A 19863-nucleotide genomic window follows, 5' to 3' on the forward strand; every position below is an offset into this window, starting at 1 on the left:
TCTTTAGACTTCATAAACTTTTTGCTTAGTCCCCAGAAAATTTATGTGACCCGTTTTATTGCAGCTAATTCAATCATAATTTAGAAAGTTCAGAAAATTTTTTGCAATACTTATTCAGAAATAACTATATGTGTATTTCTGCAAACGTGATGACTCGAATTTATTTTTGTAGTTATACTTTTTTAGAAATAAGGGGCGCTGGCAAAGCCAGCGCCCCTTATTTTTTTCGTTATTAATTTTTATTTACAAAGTGCCTTTACCGGTTCCAAACCATAGTATGTTCCTTCCTGTATTGCTTTCAGTACAGCGCCGCCGCCAGTGAAAATATAATATTTAGGATCGTCGAGAGCAACAATGTATAAACCGGGCAACAGTCGTTTTAATTCCTGCATCGTATCGCCACCGCCATAAAGTTTAACGGCTTCAAGATTATCGTCGATCAGTTCATCAAGCGCAATAGTGCCTTCATTGAAATGTGGCGTGTAACCCATTACTGCATTTACAAAAACTGTTCTTGCATTATGAAAAACATCAAGAACATTTTTTTCCTGGAACGATTCTTTTGCAACATCAAGAACATAATTCAATTTGCTTCCCGGTTTTAACTTACGAATATCAACTGTCCTGAATTGCCCTTCGATACGGCCTTCCATAGTATCCGATTCAACAATGAAAGGAAGCTCGATTAATTTTCCGGGATATTGTTTTGCAAAATCAACAAAAGCTTTTGCATGTTCCATATCTTCGGCTTCAATGCCCTTTATTTCAATTCCGTATTTTGCGCAGAGGTATGCATTGTAAATAACGCCGCCAAGCACCAACGAATCCGATACTTTCAGCAATGCATTCAACGAATCTATTTTTGTATCGAACTTCGCTCCTGCCACAACAGAAACAAAAGGACGCTCGGGTTGATAGATTCTGTCGAGGTTCTGTAATTCTTTCTGCATTAGAAATCCGGCATACGATGGCAAATATTTTGTTACCGAAACCGTTGATGCATGTGCCTGCCACGAACCGAAAGCATCGTTCACAAAAATATCGGCAAGCCCGGCAAGCTGGTATGCAAAGCGGTCGCCATCTTCACCTTTGGCTTCTTCACCGCTAAACCAGCGGGTATTCGGCAAATATATTCCATCGATTTTATCTTCTCTCAAATCGCGAATCATATGATTAATGGAAGTTTCTATTCCGGAATATCCTTTGGTGCCTCTTAAATGAAACTCAGGAACACCAAGCTTTATATGAAGTTTGTTTTGCAAATAATTTACAATAGGTTGAACCGATGAGCCATCATCAATTTTAATATCACCGGTTTTTTTATCTTTCGGACGGCCGACATGTGTCATTAAAATCAGTTTACCACCTTTGGCAATAATATAAAACAATGTTCCCAGAGTAGCATCAATACGATAGGGGTCGTGGATGAAACCTTTTTTTACTACGTTGTGGTCAACTCTTACGAGTACGATTTTGCCCTTCAAATCGGCATCCTGTAATAATTTGAATTTTATTTTTTCTTCCATGGTTTCATTATTTTTTATTGTCCTTGTTTTCTGTCTTTGGTTTTTCAGCAGGCTGCGGTGCAAGTTTTATTGAAGTGTAAGCTCCGAAAATCCAACCTTCTTTACCTTTGAAATTTATTTTATACCAGTAATCGGTTTTATCATCAATGGTTTGTTTCTCGCCTTTTTCAAGCACTTCGCAACTATCGCCTGTTTTAAGCTGTTTAATTCTTACCGCATCTAGTTTTGGCGCTATGCGCATGTTTACGTTAGAGCCTTGTATAGCTAATGATTTAGGAAAATATGCTTCTACTTTCTTTATCGAATCGGCAACAGCTTGTGCTTTTGCAAGCGAATCATTAATTTGTTTCTGACGTTCTTCTTCACTTTTCTTATGTGAACATGAAGCAAGCACAATTGAAATTACAATTAATGCAGTTGTAAAAACATTCAAATATTTTTTCATAAAGTGTTTTTTACAAATTTACAATTTAGTAATCAAAACAAATAATTATTACTCTATATTTTTTAATAAATTTTATTTTTACAAAAAAGAAAATATCATGACCGAAAATGAATTATCAAATATAGTTATTGGATTAGCGATAGAGGTTCACACTGCACTTGGACCAGGACTATTGGAAAGCGCTTATAAAGAGTGTTTATATTATAAAATAAATAAAGCAGGGCTATTTGTTGAAAAAGAAAAACCAATGCCATTAATTTTTGAAGAAGTAAAATTAGATTGTGGTTATAGGATTGATTTAGCCATTGAAAGAAAATTAGTTATTGAAATAAAAAGTGTTGAAGCGTTAAATGATATTCACCTCGCCCAAACATTAACTTATCTGAAACTGGGAAATTATAAATTAGGACTTTTAATAAACTTCAATGTTTTAAGATTAAAAGAAGGTATAAAACGAGTAGTTAATAATTTATAACCCTTTGAGAACTTTGCGCATGTCTTAGCGTTCTTTGCGGTAAATTTTTTAACCGCAAAGTATGCAAAGAAAAATACGCGAAGTACGCGAAGAGAATTTATTTTTTCAACTTTGTTTTTATTGCTTTGCTTTGTTTTTCATAGCCGGGCTTATCGAGCAATGCAAACATATTATTTTTATATGCCTCTACTCCGGGCTGATCGAAAGGATTTACATCAAGCATGTAGCCGCTTAGTCCGCAGGCAAATTCAAAAAAGTAAATCAGCGCACCCAGGTTTTTTTCATCAAGAACAGGAATTGAAATCTTGATATTCGGAACCTTGCCATCAACATGAGCAAGCATAGTACCCAACTCAGCCATTTTATTCACTTCATTCAGGCGTTTTCCCGAAATAAAATTCAATCCGTCAAGATTATCCTTATCATTTGGGATTTGCAATTTTTTCTTAGGGCTATCAATTGAAATCACCGTTTCAAAAATATTTCGCAAACCTTGCTGGATGTATTGTCCCATAGAATGCAGGTCGGCAGTGAAACTTACACTTGCCGGAAAAATTCCTTTGTTTTCTTTTCCTTCACTTTCACCATAAAGTTGTTTCCACCATTCAGCAATATATTGCAAACTGGGTTGATATGCTGCAAGAATCTCTGTTGTCTTTCCTTTTTTGTAAAGAACATTTCTTGCAATGGCATAAAGCGCAGCCGGATTATTTTCAACATCAACATTATTGCATAAATGTTTTTCCATTTCAACCGCACCCGAAATTATTTTTTTAATATCAATCCCTGCAACAGCAATCGGCAACAAACCAACCGGAGTTAAAACAGAATAACGCCCGCCCACATCATCAGGAATATCAAATGTTTCATATCCTTCCGAAACCGAAAGTTTTTTCAAAGCACCTTTTGCTTTATCGGTAATGGCAATAATACGTTTCTTTGATTTTTCTTTTCCGTATTTTTTTTCAATATGTTTTTTTATTAAACGAAATGCAATTGCCGGTTCTGTAGTTGTTCCTGATTTGCTGATAACAATTACGCTGTAATCTTTTTTATCGAGCAATTCCAGAAGTTCGGCATGATAATCTTCGCTGATATTATTTCCGGCATAAATAATTTTAGGAAATTTATTTCCTTCATCCAGGTTATTAAAATGATTTGATAAAGCATCGATCACTGCACGCGCACCAAGATAAGAACCGCCAATGCCAATAACGACAACTATTTCAGAATTCTTCGAAATGCGTTCTGAAACTTCTAATATTTTTTCTGTTAATGATTTATTTATTGATGAAGGAAGATTCACCCAACCCAAAAAATCATTTCCTTTTCCGGTTTTTCCGACAAGTGATTTGTAAGATGATTTATAATTTTTTAAACTATTTTTTATTTCTTTTTCAGCATTAACGCCCAATGCATTTGATATATCAACTTTAATTTTTGTCATCGTTCAAGTTTTTATTATCACAAATATAAATAAAGCATTTGAGAAAATAAATTCAAAAACATTTATCAACGATTAGATAATAATCTTTACCAATCTGTTAAAAATTCAAAAAAAATCCAATATTCACGCAATGATTTAAACGAACTTGAATTATTATATTTAATTTTGAATTGCAAAATAAAAAAGCGGGAAATTTATCCCGCTTTATTTAATAACCCAAAAAAACACAAAAATTATTTTAACACATTATATTCGTTTATCTTTTGTTTCGTAAATATACAATCATATTAATCTTCTTCTTTGTTAAATGAAGTTAACAAATGTTAAAATATGTTAAGCGCTGCGACACCAGAGATTTTTAAGCGTATCAAAGAAGTAATTTTGTATTAAATGAATAAGAAAGTTATTTTATTAGTCATTATTCTTATTACCATAGCATTAATTGGGTTGGTTGGAATTCAGATTTACTGGATACAAAATGCCCTGGCTGTTAAGGAAGCTAATTTCGACAGAAGTGTTAATGAAGCGCTTACCAATGTTATTTATAAACTGGAAAAACTGGAAGTTGCCAACAGGATAAAAAATAAAATTAATTTTAAAAACCCTAACACCAGCTTATACAATACTATTGATTCACTCAATAATATGTTCCTTGGCGAAATGGAATCGATGACCAATGATTTCAATATTCAGAAGGCTTCCTATATTAATTATACAAATAAACACTATTCTGTAGAATACACCGAAACAATACCCGGCAACATAATAAGGCATGTCGATTCCGGTTCGGTTACCATTACCAACAAGGATACATTAAAAAAAGCACAGGAAGTACGACCGGTTTCTGTTCCCGAATATTATTTCCCCACAAATCATTTTGATAGTATCAGCGATAAAATTGATAAATTCCTGAAAAAATCATTTCTCGTCAGCGATGTTTTTGAAGAAATGTTTAATTACAAGTCGTCACCCGATATTGAATCCCGAATCGATCCTGTGAAGCTCGATTCACTTATCAGGAATGAACTCGATGGCAAAGGGATTCATACAGATTATGAATACGGGATTTTCAGCCCGGTCAAAAATGAATTCATCATGGAAAAAACCGGTAAGTATCGTAATGAATTGGTGAATAAAAGTGTAGCCTTTAATCTTTTTCCAAGCGATCTATTTAAAGCCCCGGAATATTTACTTATTTATTTTCCGAATAAAGAACAATATCTTTTCACCCAAACAGGGATAATGCTTATTGTTGCCGCAATTCTTATCATACTTATCATTCTTTCGTTCATTTACACTATCCGCACCATCATTAAACAGAAACGGCTTTCGGAAATGAAAAACGATTTCATCAACAATATGACCCACGAATTTAAAACGCCTATATCAACCATATCGCTTGCCTGTCAGGCGCTGACAGACGACGACCTTATGAAATCGGAAATACTTTATAAAAATTATTTGCATGTAATAGGCGATGAAAATAAAAGACTTGGAGTAATGGCAGAAAAAATATTACAAACAGCCGTTCTCGAAAAAGGTCAACTTAAACTTAAAAAAGAACCCATTGATATTCATTCCATAATTCAAGATGTTATAAAGAACATCAGCCTGCAGGTTCAGGCAAAAAACGGGATCATCAAAACACAGTTAGATGCCAATAATAATATCATTAATGCCGACAGGGTTCATGTTACTAATGTTATTTATAACCTGGTTGACAATGCCAATAAATATACTCCCGAAAATCCTGTTATTACAATAGCTACCGAGAATAACGAACAGGGAATATATATTTCTGTTGAAGATAATGGTACAGGCATAAGCCATGCAAACCTTAAAAAGATTTTCGATAAACTTTATCGTGTTCCCACCGGAAATATCCATTCGGTAAAAGGTTTCGGGCTTGGATTAAATTATGTTAAGGTAATTGCCGAAATGCACGATGGAAATATTGATGTGGTTAGCGAATTGAAAAAAGGTTCAAAATTTACTTTATATTTGCCTTACGGAGAAACTAATAATTTATAGTTATGGAAAATACCGAAATAAAAATTTTACTTGCTGAAGACGATCACAATCTTGGGACCATACTCAAAGCATACTTAGAAGCTAAAGGATATCCGACAAAACTTTTTGTTAACGGGAAAGAAGCCTATGAGGCTTACGCAAAAGAAAAATTCGATTTCTGTATTCTTGATGTAATGATGCCGATAAAAGACGGTTTTACGCTGGCAAAAGAAATCAGGAAAACCGATAAAAAAACTCCTATACTTTTTCTCACAGCCAAATCCATGCAGGAAGACCGCATTGAAGGTTTGCAGCTTGGCGCCGATGATTACCTTACCAAACCTTTCAGCATGGAAGAACTGTTGCTTAGAATTAAAGCAATATTACGCAGGTCGGTTTCCGATGGTGGCGAACAAAATATTTTTACAATAGGAAAATATATTTTTGACTATTCACATCAAACACTGATGCTGAATAACGAATCGCAAAAACTTACTTCGAAAGAAGCAGAGCTGTTGAAATTGCTTGCCGAAAATTTGAATGGCATCCTCGACCGCTCCATTGCACTGAACCGTATCTGGAACGATGACAGTTATTTTAACGCACGCAGCATGGATGTTTATATTGCAAAGCTGCGCAAATACCTGAAAGACGACCCCGATATTGAACTGCTGAATGTTCATGGCATCGGCTTTAAACTGCTCACAAAATAATTTTTAAATAGCAATTAGTATAACACATTAATTTCTATTGATTGTCCTGTAAGGACAACCGCTTGGTAAAAAGAAACGATAACATTTTTACATGTGCCATCGGCACTGCCGCTTTAGTAAAAAAATTTTTTATTTAAAGTGTAGTGCCTATCTGCCTCGTCGGCAAGACTGGCGACACACAATTTATCGTGTTATTATAACTTTATAAAAAATATTTTCAAAAACTCTGTGCATTATGCATGGAGTTTTTTATTTCTTCAAAATTATTTTTCAAATTGAAAAAGATTTACATTTGAGTTGTAAATTCATTTAACTAAAATATCTGTATTAAAAGTAATCTATAGAAATAGTAAAGTTTTGTTATTTTTGTTTCTTTTATAAAAATATGAAGCTCTTAAAAAATAACGCCCCTCTTTCATCTCTAATCAAACAAATTAGAACTCTTGTTGAAAGTACACGAGAAAATGTTGCCAGAAATATCAACAAAGAAATTTTACAAACCTATTGGAAAATTGGAAAACATATTGTGGAATTCGAGCAAAAGGGAAATATAAAGGCAGGATATGGAAAGCAGTTGCTTATTAATCTTTCAAAAGAACTTTCTATTGCTTTAGGGAAAGGATTTTCTCGTTCTAATCTAACTTATATGCGACTGTTTTACATTCGTTATAAAAAAAGTGAGACAGTGTCTCACCAATTAAGTTGGTCGCATTATTTTGAGTTATTGAAAATAGATGATGATTTAGAACGGAATTTTTATCAACAGCAAACGATAAAAGAAAACTGGTCGATTCGTGAATTGAAAAGACATAAGACAAGTGCATTTGCACAAGGATGGTTTTTGTTTCAGAGGACACGTCTGACTTCGTCTGAACATCCACCACTGCAAGCAATACAGTTTCGTTAAACTCGATAAGTGATGAAAAATAAATTAATAATTTTAAGTTTGCTTTTTGCTGGATTATTATCTTGCAAAAAACAAATTGAAAAAGAAAGTCCTGAATTTATTGGTTATTGGTTTGTTTACCCTTATCATGATTATGGCTATATGTATATCAATATTGATAAAAATAGCAAAGCACATGTATATTCGGTTGACCAAGAAAATGAGAATGAATATAATTGGAGAGGTACAGCAAGAGCAAATAATAAAAAGTTATCCATAGGTGGAGTAAGGTATTTTAAAATTATTGAATATCCTCATCGTATAGATACTACTATTGAAAAATATGTTGTGTTTAATGTTTACGACAATACCAGAAAATTAGCAAATTGGAAAATGGTATTAGAAGGTTTGAAAGGTAGTTCAAATCTTAATGTCGGCACAAAAAGCTACTATAAAGCAGATTATTAGTAAAACAATAATTTATTTGCTATAGCTGCTTACACAACGGCAGCCAAAGCACAGTCACAACATCACAAAAAATTATAAAACAAAAAAACATGACCAAACAAGATTGTATAAAATTCACAAACGAAAATCCAATTTGTTACTTGGCAACTGCCGAAGGTGACCAGCCACGGGTTAGAGCGCTCGGATTTTGGTTTGCCGATGAAACAGGTTTTTATTTCCAGATAGGCGCAATTAAAGCGATGTACAAGCAACTGCAAAATAATCCAAAAGTTGAAGCATGCTTTTACAAACACGAAGGAATGATAGGAACCATGCTGCGCATAGCCGGAAAAATTGAATTTGTAAACGACCGCGCTTTAAAAGAGAAAGCTTTAAAAGACCGTCCATTCCTGAAAGATATGGGATTAAGTGTTGACAGTCCGGGTTTGATAATCTTCCGCATTGCGCACGGACAGGCACATTTCTGGACTATGGCCAACAATTTAAAACCAAAAGAGATTATTGAGTTTTAATTTTTTCTTTATATTTTATATTTGTCTTCTTCGAGAAAAAAAGTTTAATGTGAATTTAATTTTTTTCATACTTTTTCTTTATAAAAAGTAATAAGAAAAAATTTAATAATGCTTTTAAGTACCAATTTTAGAACGGAGTTGATAATGTAAATTTTTTTGAAAAAATAAAATTACCTAAGATTCTTATTGGATTTTTATGAATGTGTTATCTATTATTTTAAAAAAGGAAGTTGTCCTAAAAGTTAAAAATATTGAACCGCTAAGAGCGCTAAGATATCCGCTATGAAAGCAAAGTATTGTATAGCAAATAATTTTCTTTGCAAACTTTGCGTAATTCTTAGTGGACTTTGCGGTTAATTTACTTTTTAAACAATCTCTTATAAATAATTTTTACCTTTTAATTTTTTGTCGAGGTATCTGATGTTTTATCATCAACAATTTTCATTTCTTTAATCAGGTTGGTTGCGCCGGCATATTTATCAATCACAAAAAGCACATAACGAATATCAACATTTATGGTGCGTTGTAATTCGGGGTCGTAAGCAATATTGCCACTCATAGCTTCCCAGTTCCCATCGAATGCAAGACCTATCAATTGTCCTTTGCCATCAATCACAGGACTTCCTGAGTTTCCGCCGGTGATATCATTATCTGTCAAAAAGCAGGTATGCATTTTACCGTCAGCATCGGCATACTTTCCGTAATCTTTGCTTTTATATAATTCTTTTAGTTTTGAAGGAACTATAAATTCATCGTTGGTGCTGTCTTCTTTTTCCATGATGCCGTCAAGCGTAGTGAAATAATTATAATGAACAGCATCGGCAGGATAGTAGTCCAATACTTTTCCATATGTCAAACGCATGGTTGAATTTGCATTGGGATAGAATTTTTTGTCGGGATACATTTGTCGCAAACCCGCAACAAACAAACGATTCCCTTTACTCAAAGTATTGTTGGCTTCAGTAACTTTATCCGATAATTCTTTATATTTTTTCGAAACAGAAAGCATCAGTTTAAAAGCAATATCATTTGCCAAAACCTTTTTATCAGGACTGTTCAGGAATGCATCCAATTTGCCCTGGCTAACAAAAATTGATTTTGCAAAAACATCGGCAGCATATTTAGTAAAATCGTTTTTATATTTTTTCTGAATCTCTGCGAAGATATCAGGATGATTATCTATGCTGATATCATTATTAAACATGGTAAGCATTGCAGCTAAAACTTTCTGGTCGGTAGCAGCATTGTAATCTTTAAAAAATCTTTTTACAGCAGGTTTCAATGTTTTAATAGCCTTATTGATTTTAGCTGTATCAGGATTATCTTTAATGTATTCGTTATACAAATTCTCAAAACGACTTGCAATTGAGATCACTTCACATCCACGCAACAAACCTTCGGTAAAATACACACGGGTTTTAGTATATTTTGTAAGTTCGGCATAAGCGTTTTTAATATATGTTAAAGCATCGCCGTATTTTGTTTTGTATTCATCTTTTGTTGCAAGCCATTTCTCAAAATCATTTTCAATAGCTTTTTTCTCATCGTAAACTTTCAGTCTTTTCAAGCCTTTGCTCTGACCTATATAATATTTCCAATAGTTTGAAATGGATTTATATTTCGAAGCATATTTAATTCTTACTTCTGCGCTTGCATCCATATCTTCTTTCATGATCGATAATCGCTTATCCCTTATTTTTACAATTGAAGGATTGAATTGTTCAAGAGCAAGTGTAACGCCATATGATGTAAGAAAACGATCGGTAGTTCCCGGATAGCCAAGTATCATAGCAAAATCGTTGGTCTTAACGCCGCTTATCGAAATCGGTAAAAAATGTTTGGGTTTCAAAGGAATATTGTTTTTTGAATAAGGCGCTGATTTTCCATCAGGACCGGTATAAACGCGGAAAATGCTGAAATCGCCTGTGTGGCGTGGCCACATCCAGTTATCGGTATCGCCGCCAAAACTGCCTATTGACGAAGGAGGAGCGCCAACCAAACGAACATCTTCATAAACATCATAAACAAAAAGATAATATTCGTTTCCATCGAAAAAGCCTTTCACGCTTGCTTTGTAAGTAGTTCCTTCAATCGCCTTTGCTTTAATTTTTTCAATCAGCTCATCAACTTTTTTACTTCTGTCTGTTTCGGTCATTTTATCATTAAGCTCGCCCAGAATTTGTGATGTAACATCTTCAATTCTTACAAGAAAAGTAACTGTAAGCTGATCATTTTGCAACTCATCTTTTTTATCAAGCGCCCAGAAACCATTGGTCAGGTAATCATGGTCAATTGTACTGTTAGCCTGAATCGAGCCATAACCACAGTGATGATTGGTAAGGATCAAACCCTGGTCGGAAACAACTTCGCCGGTACAACCATTGCCAAACTGAACAATGGCATCTTTAAGGCTCGAATGATTTACACTATAAATTTCTTCGGCTGTAAGTTTGCAGCCCATCTTTTGCATGTCAACATAATTAAGCCTTTCGATAAACAAAGGAAGCCACATGCCTTCATCGGCTTTAACACTAATGTTTGCAAAGCCAACAAAAAGTAAAATTGTAAAGAAAAATTTTTTCAACATATCACAGAATTTTTTTAAATTAACAACGTATAACTTTATTGTGTTGCAAATAAAATACTTTTTAAGAAAAGAAAAACTATTTTATTCTTAATTTTAGACTTAGAATAACGCCTTGTAGATAAACATATTATTTTAAACCTTAGAACAATAAGCGATTCATGATCGAAGCACGGAAAATATTAATAATGTTATGCTTGCCTGTTTTTTTCATGATATCGTCATGCAGTCATAAAACTTCAATACATAAAGAACGTTTCAGCGGAATTCAAACAGAACAGAGAAATTCAAACAACAAAGATTCATACAGCAGAAATTATTATCACGGATTAAATGCTTTCCGAAACAGAAAAAGCGGAAGAGAAAGTTTTGGAGCTCCTTTAAAAAGGATTCATGGATCAAGTGAATTCGACAGTAAGAAAAGAAGAGTTGTCCCAAATAATGAGAAAAAAGGAAAAGATAAAAATAGTTTCTCAAGAAAAACAAGACAGAACAAAGGCTCGTACGCCTACGACTCAAAAAAGAAACGTGTACTGAAGAAAAAAGGATCTATATTTTCCAATAAAAACAAAAAAGAAAAAGAAACCTCAACATTTACAGGCGGTCATATAAAAAAGAATAAAAACCATAAAAAAAATAAATCAATACGTGGAATGGGAAAAAGTAAAAAGAAAAAAGGTACCCGCGAAGATGAACTTTTTAACCCGGGAATGGGGCTAAAAATTAAAAAATAAAAAAAGTGTTTTTCTTGGTAAAAAAAATTAAATTTGCTTGTATAATTTTTCAAAGCAAACCTTACTCATTTGAAAAACATTCTTAAAACATATAACCAGTTAAAAAAACAAAATCTATCGCCCGAACAAAGCGAAATAATTGAACGGGAAATGGAGCTTTATAAAAAAGCTAAAGAACGGGGAAAAAATACAATCAATAAAATGTACGTTTATCAAGGGCTTTACGATACAACTGATTTTGATATTTTCCTGAATTTTATTCGCTCTGTCAATAAAAATGTTTCATTACAAACACTGGAAGATTTATTGGCACGCGACAAAAAACGTGAAGAAGACGGACTTCCTCGAAGAATAAAAATCGGCAAATTCATCAAACCCGATAAAAATAAAAAAGAACAGATTGTTGTTGTTCCCACTACTACCGAACCTAAGTTTTATCACGATAATTCCACTACCGAAGAGTCCGAACAAACCGGGGGTTCAGGCGATGGCGAAGAAGGCGATATACTGGGCGAACAACCCATAAAGCCTACCGAAGGTGAAGGAGAAGGAACCGGCGCAGGACAAGGTGAAAGTGGCGATCATGATATTTCTTCCGATGCTTTTGATTTAGGAAAAATTCTTACCGAGAAATTTGAATTGCCCAACTTAAAAACAAAAGGTAAAAAAGTTTCGCTTACAAAATTCCAATACGACCTTACCGATAAGAACCGAGGATTCGGTCAATTGCTTGATAAAAGAACTTCGCTGAAAAAAATTATTCAAACCAATATTCTTCTTGGAAAAGCAGACCCTTCTGATATTAATCCCGATGATTTAATTGTAAATCCAAACGACAAGATTTACCGCATCATGTCGAAGGAAAAAGATTTTGAAGCGCAGGCAGTAGTATTTTTTATCCGCGACTATTCCGGTTCAATGCAGGGAAAACCTACCGAAGCCGTGGTTACACAACATCTCCTGATATACAGCTGGCTGATGTTCCAGTACCAGAAAAATGTTACGGTTCGTTTTGTGCTGCATGATACAGAAGCTAAAGAGGTAAAAGATTTTTACGAATATTATAAATCCGCAGTTGCCGGAGGTACCAGTGTTTATGCGGCTTATGAATATGTTGCCAATGTTATTGAAAAAGAACAACTGGCAAAAGATTACAATATTTTTGTATTCCACGGGACCGATGGAGATGATTGGGAAGAGAAAGGCGAAAAAGCAATTGATGCCATTAAACGTATGCTCCCATTACTAAGCAGGATGGGTATTACCGTAGCAAGAAATTCATGGACTGTAGGCGACAAACTTACCACGGTTGAACAATACATTGAAGACTCCGGATTGCTGGATGAAAAAAATAAATTGTTACGAATCGATTCTTTTTCTGCAGAAACGATAACAGAAGAAAGATTAATTGAAGGAATAAAGAAATTGTTGAGTTAAAAAATATGTTACAGAAACAATTTTATGAAATAATTGAGATCATTAAAAAGGCAAGATATAATGCCCTTAAAACTGTTAACATAGAACTTATCAATCTGTATTGGCAAGTTGGAGAATATATTAGCAAGCGCCTTAAAAGTGCCACCTGGGGCGATAAAACCGTAAATGAACTGGCAAGTTTCATTCAAAATAATCACCCTGAACTAAAAGGATTCAATCGCAGAGGTTTATATCGCATGAAACAATTTTATGAAACATATGTTTCTTCTTCATTTGTGACCTCAGTGTGGACGCAATTACAATTAACTGAAAATCAAAATATGGAAATTGTGTCCGCATTAGGGACACAATTAGAATTAAGTGATATACGAAATAGTATTTTAGTGAAACTAAGTTGGACACACCACAGAATAATATTTTCAAGGTGTAAATCGTCTGAAGAAATTGAGTTTTATGTAAAAATGAGCGTAAAAGAGAGTTATACCGCACGTGAACTTGACCGTCAAATTTCAGCGGGATTTTTTGAACGAACTATGATTGGAAATCAAAAAAACACACCTGAACTGAAAGAAAAATATCCTGATGCTTTAAATATTTTTAAGGATAATTATATTTTTGAATTTTTAAATTTACCTGAAGACCACAACGAAAACGAATTACAGAAAGCATTAATCACACAAATGAAAAATTTTATTCTTGAATTGGGAAAAGATTTTTTATTCATTAGCGAAGAATATCGTGTTCAAGTTGGCAATAGTGATTATTATATTGATTTACTATTTTATAATCGAAATCTGCAATGTTTAGTAGCCGTTGAATTGAAAACAGAAAAATTTAAACCCGAATATTTAGGTAAGTTGAACTTTTATTTGGAAGCATTAGACCGAGATGTAAAAAAAATGAATGAAAATCCGAGCATTGGCATATTATTATGTAAAGATAAAGATATGGAGGTTGTTGAATATGCTTTAAGCAGAAGTTTGTCGCCAACAATGATCTCTGAATATAAAATACAATTGCCGGATAAAAAATTGTTGCAGCAAAAGTTGCATCAATTATTTTTATATTATGAATAAAAAATAATTATTAAGTCCAGATTCTTTTTCTGCCGAAACGATAACAGAAGAAAGATTAATTGAAGGAATTAAAAAATTGCTGAGTTAAAAAGCAATATCATTTTAGATGGAAAAGGTTAAAATAAAAAATAAATTGTCCATTAATAATGGATAATATTTTTTATTTTTGTTCATTATGAATGAATAATAAAATATATGCAAATTTCTGCTGAAATACTAAAACAAACTCTTGCCGACCAGCACAGCGCTTTCCTTAAAAAGCCGACAGGAATCGAAAGAGAAATTTTAAGCAGCATAAAAACAAAAATTAAACTTCCTCATGTACATGTTATAACGGGAATACGCCGTTGCGGAAAATCTACATTACTTCGCCAGATTGCATCCAAATTTTATAATGACCAGGATTTCTATTATATCAATTTTGAAAGTGAACGACTTTTAAATTTTAAAGCAGCCGAATTCAACAGGGTATTTGAAACGCTTCAAGAACTTTTTGGTGATAAAAATGTTTTCCTAATTGACGAAATTCAAAACGTCGAGAATTTTGAATACTTTGTAAGGCGCTTAAATGACGAAGGATATAAGTTTTATATTACCGGATCAAACGCTTCGTTGCTTAGCCGTGAAATAGGTTCGCGACTTACAGGCAGACATATCGACTCGGTTCTTACTCCATTTACTTTCGCCGAGTTTATTGAATTTAAAGGAATTCATATTAAAAATGAAGATCTTTACCTTACAAAAAACCGGGCAAGAATAAAAAAATATTTTTCGGAGTATCTTACAAATGGCGGTATGCCGGAGTATATAACCTTTGGCGATGACGAAATACTCCATCGTATTTATGAAGATATTATTTTTAAAGATATTGCCGTTAGACATGGTATATATAATATTAAACAATTAAAAGAAACTTACAGTTATTTAATAACTAATTTTTGCCGAAAGTTCAGTTATACTTCATTGAAAAAAAATATTAAACTCGGAAGTGTTACTACGGCTATCAATTATGTACAGTACATTGAACAATCACATTTCCTGGCCCTGATTAATAAATTTGATTTCAGTTTAAAAAAACAAATAGCAAATGAAAAGAAACCTTATATCATTGACAATGGTTTTGTTTCGAATATTGCTTTAAAATTAACCCAGGACAAAGGATGGCTACTTGAAAATATTGTTTTCAATCACTTGAATCGTAAGTACAAAGTATTTTATTTCAATAGCAAAAATGAATGTGATTTTCTAATCATGGAGAAAAATGAAATAAAAGCTGCTTACCAGGTTTGTAACCATGTTTCTGATGAAAACAGGAATCGGGAAATGGCTGGTCTTACTGAAGCTATGCAGCATTTTGGTTTAAAAAAAGGATTTTTTCTTACCTTTGATCAGGAAGAAGAAATAAAAATTGGAAGAAATAAAATTACCATTTTACCATTATGGAAATGGCTACTGAATACTAATTAATAAATTATCATTTTAAATAAAAATAATTTCATTTTGCAATTTTCTATTTGCCATCATCAATTTGAAATAAAAAACTGAAATGTACTTAATCGACCAGCATACAAAAAAAATAATGGAGGAATGCAAGGAACGTGCGCGTGCAGCAGGTCTTTCCTTTAATGACGAAACGCTGGAATACATTGTTACCAACAGGGACATGATTGGTCTTTCGCCGAAAAACATGATTCCCACACTTTACGACTATTGGGTACATGATGTGGAAGTGCTGAAAGAACAAGGAAAATACAAACTGTATCCTCATAATCCTTACGAAACAGTTATCAATTCGCGTCCTGCAATTTCTTTTTATAACGATAACAATCCCGACTGGCTCAACATCATGATATTTTATCATGTGCTGGCACACATCGATTTTTTTCAGAATAATATTCTTTTTGAAAAAACATGGAACGATGATTTTGTCGGATTGGCGTTATCCGATAAGCGTTTGATTGAATCGCTTCGCAGCCAGCATGGTCGATGGGTCGATTATGTAATAGAATTCAGTCGTGGCATTGATAACATTACCGGCTATTTCAGGGAATTACCAAAATACGATTTACCTGATACAATGAAACCTTCAGCTAAATTTACTTTTTACTTCGAAGTGTTTTTACAGGAAATTGTTAAAGTCCCGCAGCATGCTATTTTCAAGGAAATTGACCGATTCAATAACATTTTACAGCATAATCCAGAAATGGCTGAATCGGTTTTTTTTAATGAAGTTCAAATCAAATATCCCGAATTCCAGGCAAAGTTTGATAATAATAAACAGGCAGAGCATGAATCAACCGATGTGCTGGGATATATTATTAAAAACTCACCATTACTGAAAAAAGGTAAAAACAGCTGGATGTCATCAGTAATGTCAATTGTACGTAATACGTCCCTTTACTTTGGCCCACAGATCCGTAGCAAAATTATGAATGAAGGATGGGCAAGTTATTGGCACGATGAGCTTTTCCGTGGCGATGAACGCATCAAAGGACATGAAGTGGATTATGCAAGAATCAATGCCGGGGTTACATCATTATCAAGAGTAGGGTTAAATCCTTATGCCATTGGTATGCGATTGATACAGCATGTGGAAGATATTGCCAACAAAGGAAAAATAAGTTTTGATTTTCAGAAAATCGAAAATATTGAAGATCGCGAAAACTATAACAAACATACGAATAAAGGCAAAGAAGCTATTTTTAGTTTGCGAAAAAATTTCAGCGACTTCATGTTGCTTAATACTTTTATCGACCAGGATTTTATGAAAGAGCACGATTTATTTGTTGTTGAAAAACGTGCAAATACTGAACGGGGTGTTTATGAATATTTCATCAAAAGCCGTAGAGCCGAAGATTATAAAAAGATGATGCTGGATTCGTTATATCATCCTCCATATATAAAAGTGATACCTGAAAAAACTACAGAAGAAAATCTTTACCTGTCGCATTCTTTTGAAGCAAAACAATTATACAAACCTTACATACCCGATGTACTTTTAGGAATTGAATTTTTATGGGGAGGACAGGTGCAGCTGGAAACAACTGAAATAGTAAAACAGGAAACCACTTCCAATGAACCGGAAGAGCAAAAATATGAATACAGGAAAGTGCTGTATACCATGAAAGATAAAAATATCAGCAAAACCAATCTCTGATGGCAACACGGAAAAAGAAAAAAAGTATAGAGACCTTATCGGAGCTTGAACTCAGAGGACAAAAGCTGGAGGCAATGATTAACCTCAGCGAAAGCATGCGCGACAGGGAAAAAAGAGATTATGTGCATTTCAACGACTTTTTGCACATGGCTTCGGAAGAACCCGAACTTATTTTCCGCGATATTTTCCAGTATTTCCATGATATGATGCGTTATTATGTCCCTGAAGGTATTGACGAATATGAAAGTGAACATTCTGTCGGATTTGTTCATTATGATTTTACAAAACTTTTTATTGAAAATTGCGACGACCCTTTCTTTGCCGACAGGTTATTTGCAAACAGGCTGATGAACCTGGTGATGGGTTTTAAAAAAGGAATTCAGAATAATCATATCTACCTTTTTGAAGGACCTCCGGGAAGCGGGAAAAGCACATTCCTAAATAATATACTTTTAAAAGTTGAAGAATATAATAAAACCCGAAAAGGCTATTTTTATAAAAGCGTTTGGCGACTTGATATAAATAAACTCGGCGAATACAATATCAAGGGAATTGAAAACGTCGAAACAAAAGAAGTCATAGAATCAACAGGGAAAAAAGGCGGCATAAAAAAATTCCTTGATATCGCCTGTCCTTCCAACGATCACCCCATTCTGCAAATTCCAAAAGAATACAGAGCCGATTTTTTAAATGAATTGATTCCTGATAAAAATTTTAAAAAGAAATTATTCAATTCAAAGGAATACAGGTGGGTGCTGAAAGATAAACCGTGCAGTGTATGCAGTTCAATATATAATGTCCTTCTCGACCGCCTTGGCGAACCGCTCGAAGTATTCAATATGCTGCATGCACGAAACATTAGTTTCGACAGGCAATTCGGACGAGGTATAAGTATTTTTAACCCCGGCGATGCTCATTATATTGAATCTATCAAAGACCCCACACTCCAAAATTTATTAAACACCTTGCTTAAAAGCGATGAGGTCCGTTATGTATATTCTCATCTTGCAAATACCAATAATGGGCTTTTTGCTTTAATGGATATCAAGGAAAATAATATTAAACGATTGATCGATTTGCATGGTATCATAAGCGATGGCGTACATAAAGTGGATATGACAGAAGAACGAATTAAATCGCTTTTTCTTGGTTTGGTAAATCCTGAAGACAAAAAACATTATGAAAATGTAAAATCATTCCAGGACAGAATTACTCACATTAACATCCCGTATGTCCTCGACTACGAAACAGAGGTATCCATCTACTTCAACAAATTTGGCGCAGATATAAAGAAAAAATTCCTTCCGCTGGTCATTGAAAATTTCTGTAAAATTATCGTTGCTTCGCGCATGGAAAAAGAATCGTCAGTAATAAACAATTGGATAAAAGATAAAGATATTTATAATAAGTATGTTGACGATAATTTACTGCTGTTGAAAATGGAGCTTTTTAAAGGCATCATTCCTGAATGGCTAAGCGAAGAAGACATAAAGAATTTTACTAAAGACATAAGAAAAGACCTTATTGAAGAATCGGAAAAAGAAGGATTAAAGGGATTTTCCGGCCGTCAGTCGTTAAGTATATTCAATAAGTTTTATGCGGATTATACTTCTGCTGATAAGCTTATCACTATGGAAATGCTGAGTAATTTTTTCTTTGAAAATGAAAAGTTGAACGAAATGATTCCCGACAGATTTATTGAATCTCTTGTGGATTTGTACGATTATAATGTACTTCAGGAAGTGAAAGAATCTATTTATTATTACAGCGAAAAACAAATTTCCCGCGATATTTTAAATTACCTGTTTGCAATAAATTTTGAAGCCGGAACATCAGAAAATTCAATATATACAGGCGACACCATCGAAATTACAGAAGAGTATTTCAAAAATTTTGAAGCATTATTCCTGGGTTCATTAAGTACTTCAGAAGAACGCAAGGTATTCAGAAAAGATATACATAACGAATATGTTACCCATACCCTTTCCTATGAAATCAAATTACTGAAAAAAGATATAAAGGAAACAAAATTATTTACTTCTCTTTTTGAAAAATATACTCGTAACCTGAAAGAAAATGCACTTTCAAATTATTCGCAAAACGATAATTTCCGCAGGGCTTTAATGGATTTCAATACACCCGGGTTTAACTCATACGATAACCCCACTAAAGAAACCATCAAGCGTATGATTAATAACCTGAAATGCAAATTTGAATACAGCATTGATGGCGCCAAGCAAATAGCACTTTATGTTCTGGATAAAAAACTCGATAAAGTATATTAATTTATACTCGTTCTTATCAGGTTTGCAAAGGCAAAACTGTTTAGAACGATTAATACCGTTCAGAAAACAAAAAATATTTTTGCAAAACTCTTTTCTGTCGGTAAAATT

At 33.6% G+C, this 19863-nt stretch carries 16 protein-coding genes; 12 read left to right on the forward strand and 4 right to left on the reverse strand.

The features are described from left to right. Positions 1 to 239 precede the first annotated feature (239 nt). Both PKK00_11730 and PKK00_11735 read right to left on the reverse strand, forming a co-directional pair. The gene (locus PKK00_11730; GenBank protein HNW99070.1) at positions 240 to 1526 is read right to left on the reverse strand and encodes a phosphoglycerate kinase; all 1287 of its coding nucleotides are present in this window, start codon (positions 1524 to 1526) and stop codon (positions 240 to 242) included. A 7-nt stretch (positions 1527 to 1533) separates the two neighbouring features. After that, a complete protein-coding gene (locus PKK00_11735; GenBank protein HNW99071.1) occupies positions 1534 to 1971 on the reverse strand; it encodes an SH3 domain-containing protein in 438 nt (145 codons plus the stop codon). A 97-nt stretch (positions 1972 to 2068) separates the two neighbouring features. Between PKK00_11735 and PKK00_11740 the strand changes: the two genes are divergently transcribed. Beyond that, positions 2069 to 2446 (forward strand): GxxExxY protein, encoded by a 378-nt coding sequence (locus PKK00_11740; protein HNW99072.1) that lies wholly within the window; start codon positions 2069 to 2071, stop codon positions 2444 to 2446. 97 nt (positions 2447 to 2543) lie between these two features. Here PKK00_11740 and PKK00_11745 read toward each other — a convergent pair whose 3' ends face one another. Continuing rightward, positions 2544 to 3893 (reverse strand): glucose-6-phosphate isomerase, encoded by a 1350-nt coding sequence (locus tag PKK00_11745; GenBank protein HNW99073.1) that lies wholly within the window; start codon positions 3891 to 3893, stop codon positions 2544 to 2546. Positions 3894 to 4283: 390 nt separating this feature from the next. Between PKK00_11745 and PKK00_11750 the strand changes: the two genes are divergently transcribed. From PKK00_11750 to PKK00_11770, 5 genes are all read left to right on the forward strand, one after another. Beyond that, positions 4284 to 5924: a HAMP domain-containing sensor histidine kinase gene (locus tag PKK00_11750; protein HNW99074.1), complete on the forward strand. Its 1641-nt coding sequence runs from the start codon at positions 4284 to 4286 to the stop codon at positions 5922 to 5924. Positions 5925 to 5926: 2 nt separating this feature from the next. Next, a complete protein-coding gene (locus tag PKK00_11755; protein HNW99075.1) occupies positions 5927 to 6616 on the forward strand; it encodes a response regulator transcription factor in 690 nt (229 codons plus the stop codon). Positions 6617 to 7001: 385 nt separating this feature from the next. Beyond that, complete coding sequence (locus tag PKK00_11760) at positions 7002 to 7523, forward strand: DUF1016 N-terminal domain-containing protein (protein ID HNW99076.1); 522 nt, start codon at positions 7002 to 7004, stop codon at positions 7521 to 7523. A gap of 12 nt (positions 7524 to 7535) precedes the next feature. Then, complete coding sequence (locus tag PKK00_11765) at positions 7536 to 7970, forward strand: hypothetical protein (GenBank protein HNW99077.1); 435 nt, start codon at positions 7536 to 7538, stop codon at positions 7968 to 7970. 89 nt (positions 7971 to 8059) lie between these two features. Further along, complete coding sequence (locus tag PKK00_11770) at positions 8060 to 8482, forward strand: pyridoxamine 5'-phosphate oxidase family protein (protein HNW99078.1); 423 nt, start codon at positions 8060 to 8062, stop codon at positions 8480 to 8482. A gap of 397 nt (positions 8483 to 8879) precedes the next feature. Here PKK00_11770 and PKK00_11775 read toward each other — a convergent pair whose 3' ends face one another. After that, positions 8880 to 11069 carry a S46 family peptidase gene (locus PKK00_11775; GenBank protein HNW99079.1) on the reverse strand — a complete coding sequence of 730 codons (2190 nt, stop codon included), beginning with the start codon at positions 11067 to 11069 and terminating at the stop codon, positions 8880 to 8882. 158 nt (positions 11070 to 11227) lie between these two features. On the opposite strand from PKK00_11775, the gene PKK00_11780 reads away from it, so the two are divergent. The 6 genes from PKK00_11780 (at position 11228) to PKK00_11805 (ending at position 19755) form a co-directional block, all read left to right on the forward strand. Further along, entirely contained in the window at positions 11228 to 11800 is a 573-nt protein-coding gene (locus PKK00_11780; protein ID HNW99080.1) for a hypothetical protein, read from the forward strand. Positions 11801 to 11869: 69 nt separating this feature from the next. After that, a complete protein-coding gene (locus PKK00_11785; GenBank protein ID HNW99081.1) occupies positions 11870 to 13237 on the forward strand; it encodes a DUF444 family protein in 1368 nt (455 codons plus the stop codon). A 5-nt stretch (positions 13238 to 13242) separates the two neighbouring features. Beyond that, positions 13243 to 14313: a PDDEXK nuclease domain-containing protein gene (locus PKK00_11790; protein ID HNW99082.1), complete on the forward strand. Its 1071-nt coding sequence runs from the start codon at positions 13243 to 13245 to the stop codon at positions 14311 to 14313. Between the two features lie 195 nt (positions 14314 to 14508). Further along, positions 14509 to 15780 carry an ATP-binding protein gene (locus PKK00_11795; protein ID HNW99083.1) on the forward strand — a complete coding sequence of 424 codons (1272 nt, stop codon included), beginning with the start codon at positions 14509 to 14511 and terminating at the stop codon, positions 15778 to 15780. Positions 15781 to 15859: 79 nt separating this feature from the next. After that, positions 15860 to 17470, forward strand: coding sequence for a SpoVR family protein (locus PKK00_11800; GenBank protein HNW99084.1), 1611 nt, complete (start codon positions 15860 to 15862; stop codon positions 17468 to 17470). After that, entirely contained in the window at positions 17470 to 19755 is a 2286-nt protein-coding gene (locus tag PKK00_11805) for a hypothetical protein (protein ID HNW99085.1), read from the forward strand. The genes PKK00_11800 and PKK00_11805 overlap by 1 nt, the downstream gene beginning before the upstream one ends. The last annotated feature ends 108 nt before the right edge of the window (positions 19756 to 19863 follow it).

Source organism: Bacteroidales bacterium (assembly GCA_035353855.1).
Lineage (GTDB): Bacteria > Bacteroidota > Bacteroidia > Bacteroidales > CG2-30-32-10 > DAOQAK01.

What these genes read in the sequence shown, in the direction of transcription:
- PKK00_11730 (HNW99070.1), bottom strand. Translation starts at nt 1,526, where the DNA reads ATGGAAGAAAAAATAAAATTCAAATTATTACAGGATGCCGATTTGAAG.
- PKK00_11735 (HNW99071.1), bottom strand. Translation starts at nt 1,971, where the DNA reads ATGAAAAAATATTTGAATGTTTTTACAACTGCATTAATTGTAATTTCA.
- PKK00_11740 (HNW99072.1), top strand. Translation starts at nt 2,069, where the DNA reads ATGACCGAAAATGAATTATCAAATATAGTTATTGGATTAGCGATAGAG.
- PKK00_11745 (HNW99073.1), bottom strand. Translation starts at nt 3,893, where the DNA reads ATGACAAAAATTAAAGTTGATATATCAAATGCATTGGGCGTTAATGCT.
- PKK00_11750 (HNW99074.1), top strand. Translation starts at nt 4,284, where the DNA reads ATGAATAAGAAAGTTATTTTATTAGTCATTATTCTTATTACCATAGCA.
- PKK00_11755 (HNW99075.1), top strand. Translation starts at nt 5,927, where the DNA reads ATGGAAAATACCGAAATAAAAATTTTACTTGCTGAAGACGATCACAAT.
- PKK00_11760 (HNW99076.1), top strand. Translation starts at nt 7,002, where the DNA reads ATGAAGCTCTTAAAAAATAACGCCCCTCTTTCATCTCTAATCAAACAA.
- PKK00_11765 (HNW99077.1), top strand. Translation starts at nt 7,536, where the DNA reads ATGAAAAATAAATTAATAATTTTAAGTTTGCTTTTTGCTGGATTATTA.
- PKK00_11770 (HNW99078.1), top strand. Translation starts at nt 8,060, where the DNA reads ATGACCAAACAAGATTGTATAAAATTCACAAACGAAAATCCAATTTGT.
- PKK00_11775 (HNW99079.1), bottom strand. Translation starts at nt 11,069, where the DNA reads ATGTTGAAAAAATTTTTCTTTACAATTTTACTTTTTGTTGGCTTTGCA.
- PKK00_11780 (HNW99080.1), top strand. Translation starts at nt 11,228, where the DNA reads ATGATCGAAGCACGGAAAATATTAATAATGTTATGCTTGCCTGTTTTT.
- PKK00_11790 (HNW99082.1), top strand. Translation starts at nt 13,243, where the DNA reads ATGTTACAGAAACAATTTTATGAAATAATTGAGATCATTAAAAAGGCA.
- PKK00_11795 (HNW99083.1), top strand. Translation starts at nt 14,509, where the DNA reads ATGCAAATTTCTGCTGAAATACTAAAACAAACTCTTGCCGACCAGCAC.
- PKK00_11800 (HNW99084.1), top strand. Translation starts at nt 15,860, where the DNA reads ATGTACTTAATCGACCAGCATACAAAAAAAATAATGGAGGAATGCAAG.
- PKK00_11805 (HNW99085.1), top strand. Translation starts at nt 17,470, where the DNA reads ATGGCAACACGGAAAAAGAAAAAAAGTATAGAGACCTTATCGGAGCTT.